Below are 23,345 nucleotides of genomic sequence, written 5' to 3'. Positions count from 1 at the left end.
GGATAGAAATTAGGGAGTAGGGATTAGGGAAATGGTATAATGATCAGACAATAAAATCCCAACCTAGAAGCTATTTTCCTAAACCAGCGGTAAACGTATCTCAAAGCAGCTACCAACCCCAACCTCAGACGTAAGGGTGATTTTTCCCCCATGATTGTGAGTGATTGCTTGAGCGATCGCAAGTCCCAAGCCCGTACCCCTCTCTCGGCGAGAACGAGCTTTATCCGCACGCCAGAAGCGATCAAACACAAAAGGCTGATGTTCAGGGGCAATACCAATGCCAGTGTCCTCAATCATGACCAGGGCACAGCGATTCTGTTTGGCAACAGTAAGAACCACTTTTCCTTTAGGGGGTGTGTATTGCAGGGCATTCTCTAGCAAGTTGGAAAATAAACGGGTCAGTTGCCCTTCATCCCCAATGACAGACACTGTTGTCAGGCAGTGATATTCCAAGGTAATCTGCTTATCTTGAGCAAATGATTCTAACAATTCCACCACATTCTGCAAAACTGTGTTGAGGGAAATTGGGACTGACTTTCGGGTCGGAATTGACAAAGCAGCATCAGTGCGAGCTAAAAATAGTAAGTCTTCTGCTAAGTTGCTCATCTGATCCGTCGCGCTAGCAATAGCCACTAACTTCTTAGCATCCTTGGGATGAATTCGCTCAGGATGATTTCGCATCACATCCACAGAGGCTTTAATTGCTGTCAGAGGACTGCGCAATTCATGGGAGGCATCAGCAGTAAACTGTTTAAGCTGCTTAAAACTTTGCTCAATCGGCTCAAGAGCTTTCTGGGTCAGCCAAAGTCCACCGATACCAACAAACCCTAGAGCGATCATTCCTCCCATTCCTAATCCCCAAAATAGTTGGCTTTGGACAATTTCTACATCCTCTGTGGATTGACTGGCTCGAATATAGCCCTCTAGGGATGGTTGGCTTGGTTTCGAGGTGTCCTTAAAAACAGAAATTGTAAACGTCCTAATTGGCTCTGATGTCTCGGGGAGTTGTAGAGTCCACGAACCCAGTTTTGGCGGGAAACTCAACACAATCGCACCTCGGCTTGCCAATAGTTTACCCTTATCATCAAACCATTCTAGGCTTTGTTGATCTCGGTTAAATATATCTCGCCAGGGGACTTCATCAACTTGTTCAATGTATTGACTCCCTTTCTCTTCTACTTCAGTAAATGAGGGGGCGGCGGATTGGGCTAAAGTCCGTAGTTTTTTGTCAAGTTGCTGGTACAGACTCTGTGTTAAAAAAACATACACACCCGCACCAAATACACTCAAAATTGCGGCCATTACCATCAGGTAATACAACAAAAGACGCCAGCGCAGACCTTTAAACATATGGTAATTAGTAATTAGTAATTAGTAATATAAAACGAATTTTAAGTGCGTTTTATCAAGGAAAAAAGCAAAAGGCAAAAGGCAAAAGGCAAGGGTGCATCTTAAACTTGTAAATCTATAACTAAAGGAAGTGTGGGGCGGGGGCGCGGGAAGTGTGGGGCGGTTGGGGAGAGGGGGAGATAGGAACCCACCCCTAACCCCTCCCAGGAGGGGAATATAGGGAGATGGGGGAGATTTTTATTAAGGGTAATGTCATAACATGATATTATACTTCTATTGTCCTGAGTGTTTTTGCATGCATTGAGATGCACCCAAAGGCAAAAGGGGAGTGTTATCTATCTTTTTTATTTGATTTTACGCTATATACAGTTTAAATGCACAACAGCTTAATCGGTAATTAGTAATTGGTAATTGGTAATTGGTAACTGACCCAACTATACTTGATATCATTCCTTAGTTCAGGAATACCGTCAACCTGCCAACCTGCCAACTTTAAACCTGCCAACCTGCCAACTTTAAACCTGCCAACCTGCCAACTTTAAACCTGCCAACCTGCCAACCTTAAACAGTAACAACTGAATAGTTAGATTAGGGTTTTTCTTTCAGACGATAACCCAAACCATAGACTGTCTCAATTAAATCAGAAGGAGCTCCTGCTGCCTCCAGTTTCTGTCGTAAACCTCGGATATGAGCTTTAACGGTTGCTTCTTCTGGTAGTCGTTCAAAGGACCAGAGGTTTTCCAGGATTTGAGCACGGCTAAACACACGGCGAGGATGGCGCAGGAAAAATTCCAGCAGAGCATACTCTTTTGGACTTAGGGACAAGAGGCGGTCTTCATAGAACACTTCACAGGTACTGGGGTCAAGGCGGAGAGAATCCCATTCCAGTACAGGTGGTAAGGTAGTATTTCCCCGGCGCAGTAAGGCCCGAATCCTAGCGGACAACTCCCCTAAATCAAAGGGTTTGACTAGATAATCATCTGCACCAGCATCCAGTCCGACAATTTTATCACTGATGGTATCCCGAGCCGTCAGCATTAGAATGGGAGTAAGGTCGCCTTGGGAGCGCAACTTTCGGCAAAGGGTAATACCATCCATCTTTGGTAGCATTACATCTAACAAAATTAAATCATAGCTGAAGCTCTCTACTAGTTCCTTACCTATTTGACCATCATGGGCAACATCCACGACATAATGCTGGTCGGTGAGGTCTTCAGCAAGGGCGTCGGTAATCCGCTGATCATCTTCTACTAGTAAAATCCTCATCTTCAGCACCTCTGAATGATTACCTGAGTTTTATCTTTGATTATGACCAATTTTTTTCACAACTGTATAAAAATCGGGGAGTTTTCCATGATACTGGCAAGATAATTGATATTCAGTCAGGTTAATCAGTTACCAAATCGTCCCGGTCTTTTTGGGAATGGGTTATGGGGAATCGGAAACTACAGCATTGTTAGTTTAAATGTAGAAATAAAACTAATAAAAATAGGAAACTTCGGCTCAGCTTGGCAGCGCTTTTTGATACTGTTGTCGTCAATTATTTTTCCCTTGTCCAAAATGCCCTTGTCCCAAGTTGCTGACAACTGCGCCGAAGTCTAACTAGCAATTATTCTCAATCATGGCATGACTTACCCAAGGGCACTGGGAGGGTTAGCCGATCAGTACGATTATGATCAAATATGATCGAAGTGTAAAGAATTATTTCGAGCGGGTTCCATGAAACGCATTGTACTGATAGCAGGATTTGAATCCTTCAACGCTGACTTGTACCGCAAAGCTGCTGAGTTGGCAACCATACGCTGTCCGGAACTGGATATTAGAGTATTTAGCGATCGCGAAATCACTGGCAACCCTGATACTGTAGACGCTGCCCTCAAAGATGCCCAAGTCTTCTTCGGTAGTCTACTATTCGATTATGACCAAGTGTTATGGTTACGCGATCGCATTCAACACATCCCGATCCGCTTGGTATTCGAGTCAGCTCTAGAACTGATCAGCCTCACTCAAATTGGTCAGTTCAAAATTGGGGATAAACCCAAGGGGATGCCCAAGCCAGTAAAATTCATCCTCGACAAATTCAGCAACGGACGAGAAGAAGACCGCTTAGCCGGTTATATCAGCTTTTTGAAAATTGGTCCGAAGCTGCTGAAATATATTCCTGCTAGAAAAGTCCAAGACTTGCGCAATTGGCTAATTATCTACGGTTACTGGAATGCTGGTGGCTCAGACAATGTGGCATCTATGTTCTGGACTCTGGCAGAGAAATACTTAGAGCTGAAAGTGGGAGAAATTCCGCCGCCAGTGGAAACTCCAAACATGGGGCTACTCCATCCGGACTACGACGGGTATTTTGAATCCCCACGACAATACCTAGAATGGTACAAAAGCTTCAAAGTTAAACAATTAAACGTTATTGGGCAAAGCCCTACCAGCCCGCTAGCTTCTCAAAACAACCTTGGCCAAAAGGCCACGCTACGCTCTCAACCCACCAACCTTCAACCCACCAACCTTCAACCCACTAACCTTCAACCCACCAACCTTCAACCCACCAACCTTCAACCCACTAACCTTCAACCCACCAACCTTCAACCCACCAACCTTCAACCCACCAACCTTCAACCCACCAACCTTCAACCCACTAACCTTCAACCTGCCAACCCTAGAGAAAACCCTGTTGTCGGGATTCTGCTTTATCGGAAACACGTAGTTACAAAACAACCTTATATTCCCCAGTTAATTCGCTACTTTGAGGAAGCTGGATTAACTCCTTTACCCATCTTTATCAATGGTGTAGAAGGTCATGTAGCCGTGCGGGATTGGATGACATCTGCTTATGAAACCCAACAGCGGCAACTGGATAACGTAGAAACTCCTTCCCTGTCTAAAGACGCTGTAGAAGTTGATGCCATTGTTTCTACCATCGGTTTCCCGTTGGTAGGGGGTCCAGCTGGTTCTATGGAGGCAGGAAGACAGGTGGCTGTAGCTAAACGTATTCTCACTGCTAAGAATGTCCCTTATTGTATTGCTGCACCCCTACTGATTCAAGATATTTACTCTTGGACAAGACAAGGGATTGGGGGATTGCAAAGTGTCGTTTTATATGCATTGCCGGAATTGGATGGAGCAATTGATACTGTACCCCTAGGTGGTTTAGTCGGAGAAAATATTTATCTGATTCCCGAACGAGTTAAACGACTGACTGGACGGGTCAAGCGTTGGATTCAACTCAGGCAAACCCCACCAGACCAAAGACGAATTGCGATTATTCTCTATGGTTTCCCTCCTGGCTATGGAGCAACAGGAACAGCAGCCTTATTGAATGTACCGCGATCGCTTCTTAAATTCCTCCACGCTCTCAAGGAACAAGGTTACACTGTTGGGGAATTACCAGAAGATGGGGAAGAACTAATCCGCTGGGTGAAAGCAGCAGACGAAGGCTTGAATGGTAAAAGTTCTAACCAGCAACCAGCAACCACCAACCACCAACCATCAACCAGCAACCACCAACCATCAACCAGCAACCACCAACCATCAACCTTCAACCAGCAACCTTCAACCTTCAACCTTCAACCTTCAACTAGTAACCTACCCTTCTCGAACGCCAAAGGCGAACAACCACCAACCACAGTTAACGTTAAAACCCTAGAAGAATGGCTAGGCTACTTGCTAACTACCCGTATTGAAAAACAATGGCAATCCTTGACTGGTACAGGAATCAAAACCAATGGGGATGAGTTCGAGATTGGTGGGATTGAGTTAGGCAATGTCTGGATTGGGGTACAACCACCCTTGGGTATTTCTGGAGACCCGATGCGGTTGATGTTTGAGCGAGACATGACCCCACATCCCCAGTACAGTGCCTTTTATAAGTGGTTACAGAATGATTTTGATGCCCATGCGGTGGTGCATTTTGGCATGCATGGCACCGTGGAATGGTTGCCTGGTTCGCCCTTGGGGAATACCGGGTATTCTTGGTCGGATATTTTGCTAGGAAATATTCCGAATCTGTATATCTATGCCGCCAATAATCCTTCAGAGTCAATGTTGGCCAAGCGTCGCGGTTATGGGGTGTTGATTTCCCATAATGTACCCCCTTATGGTCGGGCTGGTTTGTATAAGGAGTTGGTCGTGCTACGGGATTTAATCTCGGAGTATCGGGAGGATCCTGAAAAGAATTATGCCTTGAAAGAAGCAATTTGTAAAAAGATTGTCGATAGTGGCTTGGATACGGATTGTCCCTTTGAGGATGCTAAGGGCTTGGGAATTGCTTTCAGTCCAGAGAATGCCCAGATGTTTAGTGCTGATTCATTTAATCGCTATCTTGTCAAGTTGTACAACTACCTGCTAGTGGTCGAACAACGATTGTTTTCCTCTGGGCTGCACACTCTAGGTCAAGTGCCTGATTCGGAACAGTTAGAGTCTTACCTGCGGGCTTATTTTGGGGAAGATGTCTCGGAAGGAATAGTTAAGGCCATTGTCGATGGAGAATTTGAATCCCAAACACCAGAAGCACGTGAACAGGTCGAGGATCAGAAGGTTGAGGAGGCGTTACGGATTGGTGAGTTGTTGATGCAGACTGGAGAGGAGTTGACGAATTTGTTGCGGGGGTTGAATGGGGAGTATATTCCTCCAGCTCCTGGGGGGGATTTGTTGCGGGATGGTCCTGGGGTTTTGCCAACAGGACGGAATATTCACGCTTTGGATCCTTATCGGATGCCCTCTCCGGCAGCTTATGAACGAGGAAGGGAGGTGGCCAGGAAAATTATTGCCCAGCATCTTGAGGAACATCAGGAGTATCCGGAAACTGTTGCGGTAATGCTATGGGGATTGGATGCGATCAAGACTCGTGGGGAATCCTTGGGGATTTTATTGGAGTTAGTAGGTGCAGTACCTGTTAAAGAGGGAACGGGACGGATTGTACGGTATGATTTGATGCCCTTGGCTGAGGTAGGTCATCCTAGAATTGATGTGTTGGCAAATCTCTCAGGGATTTTTCGGGATAGTTTTGTCAATATTGTTGAGCTGCTGGATGATTTGTTCCGTAGGGCGACTGAGGCAGATGAACCGGAGGAAGAGAATTTTATCCGCAAGCATGGGTTAGCTTTGCGATCGCAAGGGGTAGACAATGTTTCTGCTCGGTTGTTTTCTAATCCAGCCGGGGATTATGGTTCTCTGGTCAATGACCAAGTAGTCGATGGTAATTGGGAATCGGGGGATGAATTAGCCAATACATGGCAAAGCCGCAATGTATTTAGTTATGGAAGGCAAGATAAAGGTCAAGCCCGTCCTGAAGTCATGGAGCAGCTGCTAAAAAGTACCAGTCGTATAGTCCAGGAAATTGATTCAGTGGAATATGGGCTGACGGATATTCAAGAATACTATGCCAATACTGGAGGCTTGAAGCGAGCAGCCGAGAAGCAAGGGGGTAAGACCGTTAATGCCAGTTTTGTGGAAAGTTTCTCAAAGGATACTACACCCCGGAAGCTAGAGGATTTGTTGCGGTTGGAGTATCGGACAAAGTTACTTAATCCGAAGTGGGCTGAGGCGATGGCCAATCAGGGGTCTGGGGGAGCTTATGAGATTTCCCAACGGATGACAGCATTGATTGGTTGGGGGGGTACTGCTGATTTTCAAGATAACTGGGTGTATGACCAAGCAGCAGATACTTATGCCTTGGATGAAGAAATGGCGAAGAGGTTGCGACAGGCAAATCCTGAGGCATTTCGGAATATTGTAGGCAGGATGTTAGAGGCAAATGGGCGAGGATTCTGGGAACCGGATCAGGAAACCTTACAGAAGTTACGGGAGTTGTATGACCTCGCCGATGAGGAGATTGAAGGCGTGACGGCTGTAGGATAAGAGGGTGTGGGGTGAGCGAGTGTGGTAATCGGGTGAAAATCTGGCGTTGCTTATTCTGGGTATGGTTTTGCCCCCCTAACCCCCCAATTCTGGGGGGAATAAGACCTTCAAAGTCCCTTCCGGTGCGCGCCTCCTAGGGCGAGTAAATCGCCCTTGGGTCGCACCGCAAAGTTGGGGGATTTAGGGGGCTTTAACTTTCACCAGATGAACGCGAATTCATTCCTTAATTCAGCAACGCCGAAAATCTTGCTCGTAGTCATCCCGATTGCTAAACCTGAAAATCTTTCACTGACTGGTTCACCCTACACTCGTTTACCCTACATTAGTTTAGCCAATCAATAAGAGTGTGAGTATAGTTCTTTTATCCTAACTATACTCGTTCACCAGATGTTATGGCCTTTGCCTGAATAGCCTTGTTCGCTAGACTCTTTGGTTTGCTTTTCTAACTCTTCAGCTAATTTGGCAAATTTTTTCATTTCATCAATTAATGCTGCTGCTCCACTATTTTGGGTTTTTGATTCTTGGTAAATCGACGTTTATCCTAATAATTTTATGTACATTAGTTATTTACCTGAGTCGCACGGATGAGTTTATATATGAGTAACTCTATAAAATTTGCTCTATTATTTTTATATTTCGTCGGACAATAAATGAATCCGGATTAAGTCTGGTGGTTGACTATGAAGGTATTGCTAACTAAATAGGCAAGATTGTCAAGTTTTTGATTACTATAGCAATAAGCATAATGGTTCGGACTTGCTCGGATTTTAAAATTGACAATCAACAATAGTTAATGAACAATGGTCAATTTTAAAGTAACCAATGACTAATAATACCTATACACACTATACACACTATACACACTATACTTTGTACCTATGGCAACGGAAATCGAACGCAAATTTCGAGTAAAAGGCGAAGAGTGGCGGAAACTAGGCACTGGTAGTGTTTATCGCCAAGGTTACATTCGTACAACCAACCGCACTACTGTCCGGGTGCGCCTGGTGGGAAATCAAGGATATCTTACTATCAAAAGTCCCAAGGTGGGTTTTTCTAGAAAAGAGTATGAGTATCCTATCCCAGGCTCAGATGCTCAAGAAATGCTCGATACTTTATGTCAGGGTCCCCTAATTGAGAAAACTCGTTATAAAATTGAACACGCTGGCTTGATTTGGGAAGTGGATGAGTTTGCTGGGGATAATCAAGGATTAATTTTGGCAGAAGTTGAACTAACTGATGAAAATCAGGACATTGAACTACCAGAATGGATTGGAATTGAAGTATCTAATGATCCGAGATACTTCAACTCCAATTTAGTTCAGCATCCCTATACTCAATGGTTACACAGAATTTAGGCTATAGGGTGTGGGGTGTGGGGTATGGAACAGAATTTGGGTTTCTCTATAAGGAGTTGTTTTAATCAGCGGCTTCCGGTGCTGGCAGATGCTCTACTAATTGCTCAAGAGATTCTACATCGATGGCCACATCCATTAACTGTTCTAACTTTTCGACACTCAACCCCTTAACACGAGCTTGAATCTCAGGGGATAGGTCTCTAAAGCGCCTTTGAAGCAATCGTAGTAGCAGTCGCTCAGCTCCTTCCTGACGACCTTCTTGACGACCTTCTAAAATACCTTCCTGACGACCTTGCTTAATTCCCAACCTTTCGATACTCGTGACATACTTCATGTTGACCTCCTGTTCGTACTGGTTAAGTTCTTCACTAAAGGCTTGTTCTAGTCCTTCAGGTAAGTGCATTACCAAAATTATTGGGTTTAAAGCCTCGTGGTTCTAGGACGGCTTTTCTTTTAGACTTCGTATTGAAAGTTTGCACGCTAGTGTGCTATTGTAAAAGTATAAGCAATAAACTTTTGTACCAGCTAGATACTATCTAAACATAAGTAGGCAACGTAAAAAATATGTAGAGCTTACATATTGCGTAATTGGGTCTAACGACTTAAATGTCTATGAAAAATTTAGATAAAAAAGTATCTAGTTAAATAGATAAAGAAAGCGATGCAGCGCGGTATTGGGGGTCTCCACCATGAGCGACTGCATCAAGACAAGGTACGGTGGGGCACACCGAAACCTAGGTCATAGACCAAATACGCTTGTGGAGAGGAGACCTCTATTTATCCTGGCTCCGGCCTGGTTAAACAAGTCACCCCGTGGAAGCAAGAATCCCCGTCCTTCCAGGGCGGGGAGTGTCAACCAGTCGATGAAGTGATATAAGTTTAGGATGTCTTGTCCGCTGCTGGGTTAATCATTAATTTTCTCTAGTTCGGCTGATTAATCTAATTAATCACCAAACCCTGTTTCCCTGCTCTGAAAATATCTCTTTCGTAGGTAAAAATGGGGGCGGTGGGACTTGAACCCACACGACCGTTTAAGGTCAACGGATTTTCATTCTCCCGTAGCTTTCGCTACTGCCATAGCTGGCTCTTGAGAATTGGACTCTCCCTTTACCCTCGGCTTAACGTTAGGGTAGCTCCCGTCGAGTCTCTGCACCTTCCGAGAGGTTTTCCCGGCTTGGCTCAGGATTGCCTTATCTGTTACCAGACTTAGGTTTCCCTGAATTTGAGAGCATTCACATGACAGATTTCTCTATCAGTGCTCAATTTCCTTAAGTCCGTAGCGTCTACCATTCCGCCACGCCCCCTGGTTGAGTTAGATAGCTGTGGGTTTGTCTTTACCCATCAACCTCTGTGATTTCACTGTTTTCTATTTAAACATGAACTGGGTCTACTATGCAAGTATACTGTTGTTGAAATTTTCAAGAGGGGGCAAACTCTGGCTTTGGGGCAACACAGGGCAGCATGTTCGACCTAAGGTAGTATAGTAGGGTTGAGCGATTGACCTTGGCCTTTGGGCCACGCTAAGCGAATGGTCACGCTACGCGATGCTCCGTAGGAGCTGCTAAAAGCGATTGACCGTAGGTCACGCTACGCGATCGCATTTTTGTCTTCTGTGTCCTAAACCAAAATTCTATGATTACTGCGATACTGTACCTGTCTTTGGCAGGAGCCTACTTATTGGTATTCCCTCTCGCCATCTATCTTTACCTACAGAAACGGTGGTACGTTGTTAGCTCCTTCGAGCGAGGCTTCATGTACTTCCTGGTCTTCTTATTCTTTCCAGGTTTATTACTCTTCAGTCCAATCTTAAACCTCCGCCCCAAGCGGCGTCAGCCACAAGGGTAAGTCAGTTACTTAAGCGATCATTAGTAATTCATGCGACGAATTGACGCGATTGGAATTGCCCTTGGTATCTTTGCTGCTGGCGGCATAGCCTACTTGATCTTTCAGCTGGCTGGGTACGATCAAATTAAAGCCGGGATTTGGAGTCAAGTCCTCTTGGTTGGGGGGTTATTTGGGTGGGTGCTAACCTACTTGTTTCGAGCCCTGACCCAAACCATGACCTATAACCAGCAGGTGAAAGAGTATAAAGATGCTGTCCTGCAAAAGCGGCTCGAAGAAATGACACCAGAAGAACTTGCCCAACTCCAAGCAGAGGTGGAACAGGAAAAGCGTTTGACTAAGGCAGAGGGCGATTCCTCTATATCCCCTCTTAAGCAGGAGGGGCAGGGGCAAAACTAGATGACGAATGACCAATGACAAAAATTTCCGATTGCTTCGGATCCCTGAGATCTAACTCCCAGTGTGCTCTGATTCCTTTTATTACCGCTGGGGATCCCGATTTAGAAACCACAGCCAAAGCCTTGCGGGTACTCGACCAATCTGGTGCTGACATCATTGAACTGGGAGTACCCTATTCCGATCCTTTGGCCGATGGTCCAACTATCCATGCTGCTGCTACTAGAGCATTACAAAAAGGTGTGCAGTTGGATGATGTTCTGGCAATGGTAAAGGAGGTTAGCCCAGAGTTACAAGCGCCAATTGTCTTATTTACCTACTACAATCCCATTCTCAACCGAGGGATTAATTCGTTTTTAGAGCAGATTGCTCAAGTGGGGGCGAAAGGGTTAGTGGTGCCTGATTTACCCCTCGAAGAAGCTGAAATTTTGCTGAAACCCGCAGCAGAGCTTGGGATTGAAGTGATATTGTTAGTGGCACCAACTTCACCAACAGAACGGATTGAAGCGATCGCTAAACAGTCTCAAGGCTTTATTTACTTAGTCAGTGTTACCGGTGTCACCGGGATGAGAACTCAGCTGCAATCACGGGTAAAAGACTTACTCAATCAGATGCGTGATGTAACCGATAAGCCGATCGGGGTTGGCTTTGGTATCTCCGAGCCAGAACAGGCTAAGCAGGTCAAAGATTGGGGAGCAGATGCCGTGATTGTAGGTAGCGCTATAGTAAAGCGTTTGGCAGATGGGACGCCATCAGAAGGGTTGTCAGCCATTGGAGACTTTTGCCAAAGCCTGAAATTAGCGATTACAGAGTGAAGCCATGGTTACTCAGGCTTGGCATTTACTGTCTAGGATACCGATCACAAACTACTGATCGGATTAATCCTTCGTATTTAGATTCTGTTTGATATCCAGATACATTCTCGGATTGAAATTCTTTCTGGGATTTATGGATTTCGTTTCCAAACACTGTTACGTAACTCCCAAAGCTGAAAGCCCCGCGTTTTTAAACCGGGGATGAAAGCTCATAGCGACTTTAGTCGCCGTGAAAAAAAACTTGGTGAGGACTTGACAGATTATGCTAGGCGTGTTAGCACAACAATATATCAAAAGAGATCGAAATTCGTTCGCGTAGCGTGATCGAAGGTCAATGATTATTATTGAGTTCAAAGCATATGGTAACCCTCATCAGTATCTAGCTATTGACGAGGCTATTCGGACGGTTAAATTTATTCGCAATAGCTGCATTCGTCTGTGGATTGATAACAAAGGGACAGGGAAATATGACCTCAGCAAGTACAGTAAAGTACTGGCTAAAGAGTTTTCCTTTGCTAATGAATTAAACTCAACGGCTCGACAGGCTGCGGCTGAAAGAGCATGGTCATCGATTTCTCGCTTTTTTGAGAATTGCAAGAAAAAAGTTCCTGGGAAGAAAGGTTTTCCGAAATTCCAAAATCATTGTAGATCGGTTGAATACAAGCAGTCAGGATGGAAGTTATCCCCTGACAAAAAGTCGTTCGCGAAGCGTCGGCTTTGCCGAATCACCTTCAGTGACAAAAAAGGAATCGGAAAGCTAAAGCTCAAGGGTACATGGGATTTGTGGCGCTTCGACAAGAATCAAATCAAGCGAGTTCGCATAGTAAAAAGAGCTGATGGCTACTACATTCAGTTTTGCGTTTCTGTTGACGTAAAAGAACAATTAGAACCGGCTGATGCCACTTTGGGATTGGATGTAGGGCTAAAAGAATTATACACCGATTCTAGAGGAAATACCGAACCTAATCCCCGTTTTTATAGAGCCGGTGAAAAGCGCTTAAAGTTTTATCAACGCCGAGTTTATCGGAAAAAGAAAGGCTCATCCAACCGAAAAAAAGCCATTAATAAATTAGCTAGGCAGCACCTCAAAATAAGTAGGCAACGTGAAGAACATGCCAAGAGACTGGCACGTTGCGTAATCCGGTCTAACGACCTGGTCGCCTATGAAGATTTGAGAGTCAAGAATCTAGTCAAAAATCACTGTCTAGCTAAATCTATTAATGACGCTGGTTGGTATCAATTTAGGAAATGGTTGGAGCATTTTGGTCAGAAGTTTGGCAGAGTCACTGTTGCAGTGAATCCTGCTTATACAAGCCAAAACTGCTCAGAATGCGGCGAGGTAGTAAAAAAGTCACTATCAACCAGAACCCACGTCTGCGAATGTGGCTGTGAACTAGACCGTGACCACAACGCCGCGATCAATATTTTAAAGAGAGCCTTGGGTACGGTGGGGCACACCGGAACCTGGATCATAGATCCCAACGCTTCGGGAGATCTGACCTCTACTGTTCTTGGTTCCGGCCAGGTTCAGCAAGTCGGGTCGTTGAGCGAAGAATCCCCGGGTCTAATGACCGGGGAGTGTCAAGAAATCCTCTTTCATACTGATAACTGTCCAACCACGAGCGTCGGCCTCCCGGAGAGCATTCTCGGCACCTGTATCGTATACATATTCCCGGGGATCATCGTGGTGAACCAGCATCATCAAAGCTGGACCGTCTTGGTCGTCAGTGTACTGAAGCATTTCTAAATCACCATCGGAATTACCAATGGTAATAATTGGTTTTTTACCAATGTAGCGGTCAATGTCCACTACTTTACCTTCGTTATTATTAATGGGTTTGACCAGTATTGGTGTCTTAATCAAAACATGAGAGCCATCGTCTTTGGTAATAAACTTGGTTTGGACGGTGGTACCAATAATATTTTCAGGGGGAACACCGTAGGCATCTTCAGCATAGGAGCGAATGAAATCAAGTCCCGCCCCAGAACAAATATAGACCTTGAAATCATTACTCCTGAGATAATTGACCAGTTCAACCATGGGCTGGTAAGTAACCTTTATGTATGGAATACCAAAGTCTGGATGCTTTGAATTATCCAGAAAGAACCTCGCCTTCTGTTTATAGTCTTCCGGTGTTAATCCCTGCAGTTTCAGGTCTTCAAAAATGGCATTCCTTTTATTTGAAAAGGCATTCCCTAGCATATCTTTGATAAATAACCCGTAAATATTTTTGGGTTTTTCATTCCACAGGGTTCCATCATTATCAAAGACCGCGATGCGTCCGCTAGGACTAACGTAGTTATCACTGTTGGGGTTGGTAACCTCTTGCACAAAGTCAAAAATCCCTTGCTTAGCCGCACCCTGATTCCAAGACAGTAAGGGGTCATAGTCTGCAGCAGCAGGGGGACATCCCAGAAAGCCTCCTAGGCAAAACACTGATAACAGAATCGATAGGAAAACTAAGAACGTTCTTTTTTTCATGACCTAAGATTTATCGGCTGTAATTGCTGATCCGCTTCTTGGCAAACAAGGCTATTTTTACCGAGCAAACCGATATTGTCAATATAGCGCTATGCGCAAGGCAAAAGGCATGCATGCTAGAGGCAAAAGTTGACGTGCATTAGCGCACCGAGGGAGTAGGTTTTTAAATTTATAGTCAAAGGGAGAGTGTGGGATTCCCGATTCCCTGTTCCCTAAAAACCAAGAACGAAAGTACCTAACAGCAATTGCAAACCGCTGAACCCTGAAAGCTGACCGCTGATTGCTGTTAGCGCAGCGTGTGCAGCGCATATACTTACAAAAAAAATAGCCGTAGAAATACTATCTACGGCTATGTCAATCACATATGTCAGAAGTTTCCAAAANGGCTCGTGCCAGGGAGCCTTGATCACCTCCAGGGACTTACCGTGAGCCTTGATCATTGCTGCCATGCGTTCACCATAGACCCCATTTGTTACCACTAAAGCCTTGCCATCCTGAGGCACAAGGGTTGATAGCATTGCCTCTACGGCACAAGTGCCGGAACCGGTAAGTAAAATCGCTTCATAGTCCTCAGCGGCTGCGGGATACACCTTGGCTAGGCGGGCTTTGATATCTAGGGTCAGCTCAGCAAACTCAGGTTCACGATGGCACAGGTCTGGCTGGAGTAAGGCACGGCGCACCCGCTCGCTTAGGGTAACAGGGCCAGGGTTGAGTAAGATGGTCCGGTTCATGTTGATGTAAAGCTTAGAGTTTGGCTGGATTGAGATCGAATCAAGGTGTGATTACGGCGATTTGATAAACTGCCGTAAACGTTGAGCAACTTCTAGGGGGGTAATGTGGGGCCGAGGTAATTTTTCAGGAATACCAGGCTTAATCTTGGCGTGAATGAACATTAATTCCTCGGATGGGTCTTGGGTCAAAGCTTTCACCTCTTCAGGGGTTGTGGCTACAGCAACTTGTTTGTAACCACAGGCTTTTGCGATCGCACCAAAATCAATGGAGGCCGACACCGTGGACTGTCCCCCTGTGGATTCATGGCGCTGATTGTCTAGGAGAATATGCCGCAAGTTGGGCGGACGTTCATAGCCAACGGTGGCTAACGCTCCTAGGCGCATCAAAGCGGCACCATCGCCATCGACCACAATCACCCGACGGTGGGGCTGAGCCAGGGCCATGCCCAGGCCGAGACTGGAGATACATCCCATGGAACCAACCATGTAAAGTTGATTAGCTTGGTCCTGAATGGCATACAATTCCCGACCGGTGTAGCCCGTAGTGGCCAACAGAATGTCTTCAGGCCCAGTTGCAGCTTGGATGGCTTGCAGCATGTCACGACGGGTGAAGGAGGGGTTCTGTGGAAGGGGGAGAGCCTCAGCAGGGGTGATCGAGAGGGGCTTGACGGTTAATTGAGAGCTTAACTGGCAAGATTCTACCGAACCCTTTTGCATCACCAGGGCATAGGGCGTCTGATGCTCCTGCATATGGGCAACTGCCCGGTCTAGAGTCGGCTCAACCTGGTCTATTTCCGTGGGAAAAGGTTCCCATGGCACCTGGATTAGATCTAGCAATTGGGGAGTAATGGCTCCCATCAGCTGGTGCTGGGGTTCGTCCGGTGCCCCACCGGGTTGTCCTCGCCAGGTCACAATCACCAAGATGGGAATTTTAAAGGTTTGATTCAGAGAAGTGAGGGGATTGACAGCGTTACCAAACCCCGAATTCTGAAACATGACCACACTGGGCACTCCAGCCAACTCGGCACCGGAGGCGATCGCCACGGCATCCCCTTCATTGGCAGCCCCCACATAGCGGAGATGATCAGAGTCAATCACAGTGTTAATAAAAGATTTGAGGTAGGAGCAGGGCACCCCTGTGTATAACCCAAACCCCTTTGCCTGAGCCGCTCGGATAAAGTCTTCGGATTTGATCATCTAGAAACTTCCAGCCTTGAACAGATCTTCGACTTGATCGATATCGAGCCAATGCCCTTTGATATAAAGCACATGTACCCGATGGCCATGGCTGATCAACCCATTAATCAGAGTTGGCATTCGTCCCTGTTGCCGCACCTGCTCTGACTGGAGCAGAGTATTAAGGGTATCCCGTAATTTCTGCTGCCCCTGTTGGGACACTTTCAGCAATCCGGTCCATATGCCACAGATTTCGCCCTCGGGCAGGTCAGGGGTGATTTGCTGTAGATAAACATGTTGATAAAATGCCTGAGTCGAGTCGGGTAGAGAACAGGCAACGTAATCGGGTCGGATCTGCTCGGCTTGGCGGTGCTGACTCGAATCTATAATGACCACAAAGTCATGATCAACCCCTGACAGCATTTGCAGAATGTACTTCTTGAACAGAACATCACCGTAGCCAATGATCCAATCCTGTCCATCCTGGGGCAACTCCTGCAAGCCTCGACTCAGGGAAACGAGTTCACCTGTGGTGTCATAGTCGTCGTTATCTACATAATCGAGGCCAGGTAAGTTGACAACTTCCTTTTTGTAGCCACGCACCACAGTGATGTCTTGAATACCGACATTGTGGTGCTCTTCCACAATCCGTGATAGCAGGGGTTGACCGTGCAGATCTACCATGCACTTGGGTTTATCTTTAGTGAACTCACCCAATTCAATCCCGCGCGAGGCGGCTAGCAGAATCGTGCGGATCCCAGCAGCAGCGTTCTGGGGTAAATAGCGCTGCTCCGCTTCCAGGTGTTCGGCAACCCCTTGAAGCCGGAAGATCTCAGACACAGGGACGATCTCGTCTTCAACATTCAGCAGGTTCTGCTCTAGCATTAACCTCTGAGCCACCTTTTGGGTCATGGTAACGGAAGCTCGGAGCAGGTGATTCGCCCAAATGGCGATAGAGAAGCCAGCATCCCTAAAGACTTCAGTCGGTGTTGCGTAGTACTTGGTCGGTACAATCACCACTGGCGAGCGATCGCCCCACTCCCGTTTGAAGGCCAACACTTCATCAGGCACATGCAAGGAGCTGTGGATCAAAATGCCATCCGCTCCGGCATCGTAATAGGCTTGGGCTCGCCTTAATGCTTCTGAGAGCCCCCAACCGGCAATAAACGCTTCTACCCGGGCAATCAGGACAAAGTCATCATCACTTTGGGCATCTTTAGCGGCCTTGATTTTGCCGCAGAACTCGTCCATGTCAGCCAGGGGCTGAGCTGTGCCCTTAATAAAGCTATTGGTTTTGGGGAAGAGTTTGTCCTCAATACAGACACCAGCGACACCACGCTGCTCTAATTTTTTGACCAAGCGTTGCACATTGTTAAAATTTCCGTAGCCCGTATCCCCATCCAGCAGAATTGGGATAGAAGTGGCATCGGACATGAACTCAACTACTTCCAAGACTTGAGTCCAACTTGCTTCGTTGTTATCACGCACACCCAACTGGGCAGAAATGCTGAGGCCACTGCCCCAAATGCCCTGAAAGCCTGCCTCTTCAGCAATCTTAGCGCTGATTCCATCATGGGCCTCTATCAGAAACTCTAACTGATTAGAGTTCAGCAGTGTTCTAAGTTGTGTTGTTTTTCTAGGTTGTGTTGTTTTTCTAGCTTGCGTTGCTTTTCTAGGTTCTGTCGTTTTTCTAAATTGTGCTGTTGTTTTCATGTGGCATCCTAAAATTGCAACAATGTTTAACCAAAGCGGTCTAGGGGATAGGCAAGATTTTCATCTTTGTTAAGGATCTCAATCGATCATGAGCCACTCAAAACACAGTTAACTCAGGATTAGCTCTCTAATCCCTGATGCTGCTGTCGGCTCATAGCCTTTCAGCACTACTTGACTAGCAGTGTTTAGAGACATGACAAGCTTACCTAGCTCCCAGCCCTTCCATGGTGGGGAAGAAATCAGGGGAGTTAGGGAAACCAGTGCAAAGGCTCAATAGCCTTATCTAACGACGTTTAACGAACCTTTAAACTAAATTTAAAATAATTTTAACCTTTTTTGTGCTCAATGAATATCGCTTCGGATCGTGATCAGGTCCTAGTGCGACATTCAAACGATGATTCCAAATCCTGCAAACCTTTAAAACGTCTTGCCCGTATCCTCTTTTGAGATACCTCTCGGCCTGGTTGGGTCCATAAATCTTAAAATTGTAGAATTGAAACTCTCGCAAAGGAAAGATCTCATCGAGATCTGGATACTGAGGATGTCCCCCTTCAGAGGGCAATCTCCTTTGGTCATAGATATAAATTTCAATCCCGTCAGTTATTTTGTAAAGATTTTTTTCGATCTTTCTAAAGTAGAAACCATGATCATTGAGGAGAGTTTCTAAAGTAAATAATTTCTGGAAATCTGCCTCTGTCATCTCAATATCAATGTCATCATCCCAGGGAATGACTCCTTCGTGTCGCAGAGCACCGATTAAAGTTCCTGAAATAGCCCAGTAAGGGATATGATGCTGTCTAAGGAGGGAATCAAGGAACTGGAAATCTTGGCGCAATTGCCAATGTATTGGTTTTAATTTCTCAGCCAAAGCAACCACCATGTCTGCGATTGTCCCTGTCATTTTTGACTCAATGCCCTTCTCGATGGCATAGTTGTAATCCGCGATCGCTTCAGCAAGTCCTTCTTGTTTTGTCAGCGCCTCGTGGGGTTGCGCTGATAACACATCTGACTCTAGCGCAAGGGCTTGCTGATACATGGTGGCTGCTTGTATCACTTGACGGGCACAGCGATCAATTTCTTCTAATCCCTGGGATGATATCTGAGCAGACAACAATAGGTACCACAGCTGCTCGTGAAATTCCTCGCAGTCCGGTTTAATCTTAATCGCTTTCAGGTAACAGGCAATTGATTCGACCCACTCACCTTGTTGGCAGTAGAGTTCTCCCAATTCTAAATAAAGTTGAGGATTATCTGGTTGTAGCTCAATGTTTTTCTGGGTGTTGGCGATTGCCTGTACTAGATCATCTGGTGAATTTCTTGACACTCCCCCTCCTATAACAACGCAGGGCTGTTTCATTGTCAATTTTTCGGTTCGCTAAAGCTCCCGAGTGGCAGCGGTTTCGCCCCTGTTTTTATATTATTAAAAATAGTATAAAAAAACGGCGATTTGCTTGACATTAACGGGCTTTGAGCCCCTCACCCAGGAATTTTAGCATCGAGCAATGTTACAGCCCTGCTATAACAAAGGGGATTCTTACTTGGCCGTAGGCCACGCTAAGCGAACAACGAGCTGTCTTGCCTATTCAGGTCTGAACCAGAAAAGGTAGAGGACAATTATCTATAAGCGTATTGGATCAGCGGATCCAGGTTTCGGTGTGCCGGAAACTAAACCATAGAATAGTGGAGCCTTAATCAAAAAGGTTAAAAATTTTTACACAAGCGCCGACTAACTATAAAGGCTCCACTATTTTTACGGTAACTTCTAACCCCACCGTACCTAAAATAGTTAACAAGTTTAAGTTAACAAGTTTAAGTTAACAAATTTAGATGAACATTTTTTTGATCAAAGACTTTCATAGATGTCCAAATCGTTAGACTTGATTGTGCAACATGATTATCTCAAAACATGTTTTTTACACTGTCTAATTATTCAATATCATGTTTATTTAGAACATTAATTATTCCTTTATATTAACACGGTGCTACCAAACTGTCAATACAAAGATGCTCCTTTGGAGCCTTCAGTTGCGAACAAAAAAAAAGCCCTCCTGTAAGGACGGGGCTTTAGACCCAAATTTTTTGGTAATCACTAATTAGGATTTTTTAGTGCATCGGTGCGGACAAACACGCTAGTAGTCTGCTTACCGCGCCTTACTTTTATTTCTAGAACCTTATTTACTCCACTATTTTCCACAAGGCGCTGTAGTTGTGTGGCATTAGTAACAGATGTTCCATCAATTTGAACAATTATGTCCCCACGACGCATACCAGCATCAGCAGCTGGTGTATCCGGCATTACTTGAATTACCAAGACACCATTGATTTCTGGTAATAGTAAAACAGAGTTGGGATCATTGTTGTTCTCTTGTGCTAGTTCCGGGGTTAGGGTTGTCATCCGAACACCGATATATGGATGGACAACTTTTTGCCCTTGGGCTAGTTTGTTGGAAATCTCTTTGACTTTGTTGATGGGAATAGCAAAACCAATTCCCATGGCATTAGCCCGAATAGCAGTGTTGATGCCAATAACTTCCCCTGTAGCATTCAACAACGGACCACCAGAGTTTCCAGGATTAATAGCAGCATCGGTTTGTATAAAGTCCAGTCGCTTGTCGGGAATACCTGCCTGAGCGCTGGAGCGTCCTATGGTGCTGACAATTCCCAAAGTCACTGTATTATCTAGCCCTAGGGGGTTACCAACAGCAATAGCCCAATCTCCAACCTGAACTTGACTCGAATCCCCTAGAGAGACAATCGGTAAGGAAGTACCGTTAATTTTGACAACAGCTAAGTCAGTGAATTCATCAACACCCTTGACTTGACCATTAAACTTGCGCCCATCCTTGAGGGTAACGGTTACTTTATCTGCACCTTCCACAACATGGGCATTAGTCAGTAGGATGCCACTGTTGTCAATGATAAAGCCAGAGCCTTGACCTTGTAAACGTCTTTCTTGGGGAATTTGGGCTGAAAAGTCATCACCGAAAAAGCGCCGGAAGAAGGGGTCATCAAACAAGGGATCGACGCGCCTGGAAACTGTGCGCTCGGTGTCAATACGCACCACTGCTGCTCCAACCCGATTCACCGCTGCTGTTACAAAACTGCTATTACTAGCTTGCTGTGGACTTAGCAGTTGTTGGGCGATCAGTGGCGGAGTTACTGAGTCTGTGCTGGGTACAGGAGCAGCCTTGGAGGGAGATACACGATAAACGCCAACTGTCAATAAGACTCCAAGTAAAATAGCCAAGAGATAGTTACTAATTGAGCGAAGCCAAATCGAAAATTTAGTTGATGACATAGTATTATCGTATTCTTCTGGTTAATTTTGGGGAATACTATTGCTAAGCCAATCCCACGACCTAAAACCCATGGGATTTACTTGGCTTTGGCTAGTGGTTAGTAGTCAGTTGTTGCTGACCCTTAGTGTTAACCCCTAACTCAAGTTTACCTTCCCTGATATTCCTCCCACCCAGAGCCAGGAGTGGGTTTCGAGGCAGATTTGTAGGATTGTGGATTAGTTGCTACAAGCATCTAATCGCTATTTTGAGAGTTATTACTATGACGTTAGTAGTACCTGGGCGAGTTCCAGACGGTGCGACCCTAGGAGGCGCGCACCGAGAGTGAGAGAGGTTGACCTCAAGGGGTGATCAGCCCTTGAGACCCGAAGAAGTTAAGCTTAATAATTATCAATAATGATATACCCAGGAAGTTGGTTAACCTTGGACTAATAAAACTAATAAAACCGCTATGATCTCGAAAGATAGAGAATATGCCCTGACTCAAGAACTGAATCACAACCATAGTGAACATACCCATGGTCACGTCCATGATGAAGAATCTCTGAGGCGAATTATCAATCGCCTGTCTCGAATCGAGGGGCATATTCGAGGGATTAAGACTATGGTGCAAGAAAGTCGCCCCTGTCCTGATGTTTTGGTACAGATTGCTGCAGTTAGAGGAGCTTTGGATAAAGTAGCACGAATTATCCTGGATGAACATTTAAGCGAGTGTATCGGTCGTGCCGCTGAGCAGGGCAACATTGAGGTAGAAATTGAGGAGTTGAAAGCGGCTTTAGATCAATTTTTACGTTAGCCCTCAGAGGCTCTATGCTGCTCTACAAACTGACGTAGCCTCAGCAAACTTAAGGTTTGACCCCAATTTAATGGTAACAAAGACACCCCTTCTAGGCGAGATTGTACCCAACCATCTCCCCAATACCATTCATGATAACCATCAATTCCCTGGCTCAAGAGCAGTCTTAAACAGTTCGGCTGAACAAGCTCAACTTTGTGTTGTACTGCTACTGGCCCGATGGAAGAAGTAAAGGTCAATCCTAAATCTAGCTGTTCGGGTAACTCGGAAGATAAATTCTCCGGCCACAACCACTGGTGCAGTTGCGCGGTATAGAGCAGACTATCCCGGATAACATTTTGTGGTGCTTCGACTTCAATCCTCAGATGACTTTTTTGAAAGATTCCTAGCATTTTGGTTAGATCGTCCTTACTCGTAGGAAATATTTGTAATTATTGTGAATGAACCAATGGGATAAATCCCGTCTGTTGTTTTAATGCCTCGGCTAAAAGGAGAGGGCAAGCAAGGGACTCGATACTTTCTCAATACTTTGTAAAATAAACATTAATTATATTAAGAAGTGTAAGAGTTTTCTATGGCTGACCAGTTAATTCGCGCCACAGCAGCTTCAGGGGGTATTCGCGCAGTTGGTGTGATTACTACACGCCTGACGGAAGAAGCTAGACAACGTCACCAACTCTCTTATGTGGCAACGGCTGCCCTAGGTCGTACCATGTCTGCAGGTCTTCTGCTGGCTTCTAGTATGAAGCGAGCAGAGTCGAGGGTCAATATTCGGATCAATGGCAATGGTCCACTGGGTGGAATTATGGTGGATGCAGGATTAGATGGTAAAGTTCGAGGTTATGTAGACAACCCAGAGGTGGAACTGCCACCAAATAAGAAGGGCAAATTAGATGTGGGTGGTGCTGTTGGTAAGGATGGTTTCCTATACGTGGTTAGGGATGTGGGTTATGGCTATCCCTATTCGAGTACAGTAGAGTTGGTTTCTGGTGAAATAGGTGATGACATCGCTCACTATCTGCTAAATTCGGAACAAACCCCATCAGCGCTGGTGGTTGGTGTATTCGTAGGTGCTCAAGGGGTCACTGCGGCTGGGGGTATTTTAATCCAAGTTATGCCTAAGGCAGCAACGGATGAGGCATTAGTTCAAACTTTGGAATCTCGCATTACCAAACTATCAGGTTTTACACCACTGCTCCAAGCTAACCAGACCTTACCAGAGATTTTTGAACAGTTGCTGGGGGATATGGAGCTAGAGATTTTTCCAGAAACCCAGATGCTGCATTTTAACTGTGGTTGCTCCTTTGACCGGATGTTGGGGGCTCTGAAAATGCTGGGAAAAGAGGAACTTCAGGATATGATAGAAAAAGACGGTGGCGCTGAGGCAACTTGTCATTTTTGCTCAGAGGTCTATCATGCCAATCCCGATCAACTATCTCAATTGATAAAAGAATTGTAAACTCAGTAGCTACTGGACTTCCTACTGTAACTGGAAGATTAGAATCCTGACTTGTAAAGGATTGCAAGAAAT

At 45.5% G+C, this 23,345-nt stretch carries 17 protein-coding genes and 1 pseudogene; 9 read left to right on the top strand and 9 right to left on the bottom strand.

From position 1 onward, the window contains the following. Positions 1 to 78: 78 nt before the first annotated feature. Both F6K38_RS06850 and F6K38_RS06845 read right to left on the bottom strand, forming a co-directional pair. Complete coding sequence (locus F6K38_RS06850) at positions 79 to 1,350, bottom strand: sensor histidine kinase (protein ID WP_008181323.1); 1,272 nt, start codon at positions 1,348 to 1,350, stop codon at positions 79 to 81. 588 nt (positions 1,351 to 1,938) lie between these two features. Continuing rightward, entirely contained in the window at positions 1,939 to 2,616 is a 678-nt protein-coding gene (locus tag F6K38_RS06845) for a response regulator transcription factor (RefSeq protein ID WP_008181320.1), read from the bottom strand. 453 nt (positions 2,617 to 3,069) lie between these two features. Here F6K38_RS06845 and F6K38_RS06840 point away from each other — a divergent pair, with 453 nt between their 5' ends. After that, the gene (locus tag F6K38_RS06840; RefSeq protein ID WP_287356344.1) at positions 3,070 to 7,212 is read left to right on the top strand and encodes a cobaltochelatase subunit CobN; all 4,143 of its coding nucleotides are present in this window, start codon (positions 3,070 to 3,072) and stop codon (positions 7,210 to 7,212) included. An 878-nt stretch (positions 7,213 to 8,090) separates the two neighbouring features. Then, entirely contained in the window at positions 8,091 to 8,567 is a 477-nt protein-coding gene (locus F6K38_RS06835; RefSeq protein ID WP_287356342.1) for a CYTH domain-containing protein, read from the top strand. Between the two features lie 61 nt (positions 8,568 to 8,628). Here the strand turns inward: F6K38_RS06835 and F6K38_RS06830 are convergent, their stop codons facing one another. Next, a complete protein-coding gene (locus F6K38_RS06830; protein WP_287356340.1) occupies positions 8,629 to 8,970 on the bottom strand; it encodes a DUF4351 domain-containing protein in 342 nt (113 codons plus the stop codon). A gap of 1,168 nt (positions 8,971 to 10,138) precedes the next feature. Here F6K38_RS06830 and F6K38_RS06825 point away from each other — a divergent pair. From F6K38_RS06825 to F6K38_RS06805, 5 genes are all read left to right on the top strand, one after another. Continuing rightward, on the top strand, positions 10,139 to 10,300 hold the full coding sequence (locus tag F6K38_RS06825) for a hypothetical protein (RefSeq protein ID WP_229414427.1): 162 nt from the start codon (positions 10,139 to 10,141) through the stop codon (positions 10,298 to 10,300). Then, positions 10,227 to 10,412: an NAD(P)H-quinone oxidoreductase subunit L gene (ndhL, locus tag F6K38_RS06820; RefSeq protein ID WP_229414425.1), complete on the top strand. Its 186-nt coding sequence runs from the start codon at positions 10,227 to 10,229 to the stop codon at positions 10,410 to 10,412. Before F6K38_RS06825 ends, ndhL begins: the two co-directional genes overlap by 74 nt. 30 nt (positions 10,413 to 10,442) lie before the next feature. Beyond that, a complete protein-coding gene (locus tag F6K38_RS06815; RefSeq protein ID WP_008182190.1) occupies positions 10,443 to 10,808 on the top strand; it encodes a DUF3007 family protein in 366 nt (121 codons plus the stop codon). A 14-nt stretch (positions 10,809 to 10,822) separates the two neighbouring features. Continuing rightward, the gene (trpA, locus tag F6K38_RS06810) at positions 10,823 to 11,620 is read left to right on the top strand and encodes a tryptophan synthase subunit alpha (protein ID WP_008182188.1); all 798 of its coding nucleotides are present in this window, start codon (positions 10,823 to 10,825) and stop codon (positions 11,618 to 11,620) included. Positions 11,621 to 11,954: 334 nt separating this feature from the next. Beyond that, positions 11,955 to 13,367, top strand: coding sequence for an RNA-guided endonuclease InsQ/TnpB family protein (locus F6K38_RS06805; protein WP_287248152.1), 1,413 nt, complete (start codon positions 11,955 to 11,957; stop codon positions 13,365 to 13,367). 45 nt (positions 13,368 to 13,412) lie between these two features. Here the strand turns inward: F6K38_RS06805 and F6K38_RS06800 are convergent. The 5 genes and pseudogenes from F6K38_RS06800 to F6K38_RS06780 all read right to left on the bottom strand — a co-directional run. Further along, positions 13,413 to 14,102, bottom strand: a pseudogene (locus F6K38_RS06800) (HAD family hydrolase); the annotation flags it as partial. Between the two features lie 782 nt (positions 14,103 to 14,884). Further along, entirely contained in the window at positions 14,885 to 16,030 is a 1,146-nt protein-coding gene (gene aepY, locus F6K38_RS06795; protein ID WP_287248135.1) for a phosphonopyruvate decarboxylase, read from the bottom strand. Next, positions 16,031 to 17,722 carry a phosphoenolpyruvate mutase gene (gene aepX, locus F6K38_RS06790; protein WP_287248133.1) on the bottom strand — a complete coding sequence of 564 codons (1,692 nt, stop codon included), beginning with the start codon at positions 17,720 to 17,722 and terminating at the stop codon, positions 16,031 to 16,033. A gap of 304 nt (positions 17,723 to 18,026) precedes the next feature. Then, positions 18,027 to 19,046, bottom strand: coding sequence for a LicD family protein (locus F6K38_RS06785; protein ID WP_287248132.1), 1,020 nt, complete (start codon positions 19,044 to 19,046; stop codon positions 18,027 to 18,029). A gap of 765 nt (positions 19,047 to 19,811) precedes the next feature. Continuing rightward, entirely contained in the window at positions 19,812 to 21,020 is a 1,209-nt protein-coding gene (locus F6K38_RS06780; RefSeq protein WP_287248130.1) for an HhoA/HhoB/HtrA family serine endopeptidase, read from the bottom strand. A gap of 449 nt (positions 21,021 to 21,469) precedes the next feature. On the opposite strand from F6K38_RS06780, the gene F6K38_RS06775 reads away from it, so the two are divergent. Beyond that, positions 21,470 to 21,814: a metal-sensing transcriptional repressor gene (locus F6K38_RS06775; protein WP_008177474.1), complete on the top strand. Its 345-nt coding sequence runs from the start codon at positions 21,470 to 21,472 to the stop codon at positions 21,812 to 21,814. Here the strand turns inward: F6K38_RS06775 and F6K38_RS06770 are convergent. Beyond that, positions 21,811 to 22,206: a hypothetical protein gene (locus F6K38_RS06770; RefSeq protein ID WP_008177476.1), complete on the bottom strand. Its 396-nt coding sequence runs from the start codon at positions 22,204 to 22,206 to the stop codon at positions 21,811 to 21,813. The genes F6K38_RS06775 and F6K38_RS06770 overlap by 4 nt on opposite strands. Positions 22,207 to 22,388: 182 nt before the next feature. Here F6K38_RS06770 and hslO point away from each other — a divergent pair, with 182 nt between their 5' ends. After that, positions 22,389 to 23,273: an Hsp33 family molecular chaperone HslO gene (gene hslO / locus F6K38_RS06765; protein ID WP_287248125.1), complete on the top strand. Its 885-nt coding sequence runs from the start codon at positions 22,389 to 22,391 to the stop codon at positions 23,271 to 23,273. Positions 23,274 to 23,345 lie beyond the last annotated feature (72 nt).

Source organism: Moorena sp. SIO3B2 (genome assembly GCF_010692525.1).
GTDB lineage: Bacteria > Cyanobacteriota > Cyanobacteriia > Cyanobacteriales > Coleofasciculaceae > Moorena > Moorena producens.
The sequence above is the reverse complement of the archived record's forward strand: the minus strand, read 5'-3'. Positions and strand labels throughout refer to the sequence as shown.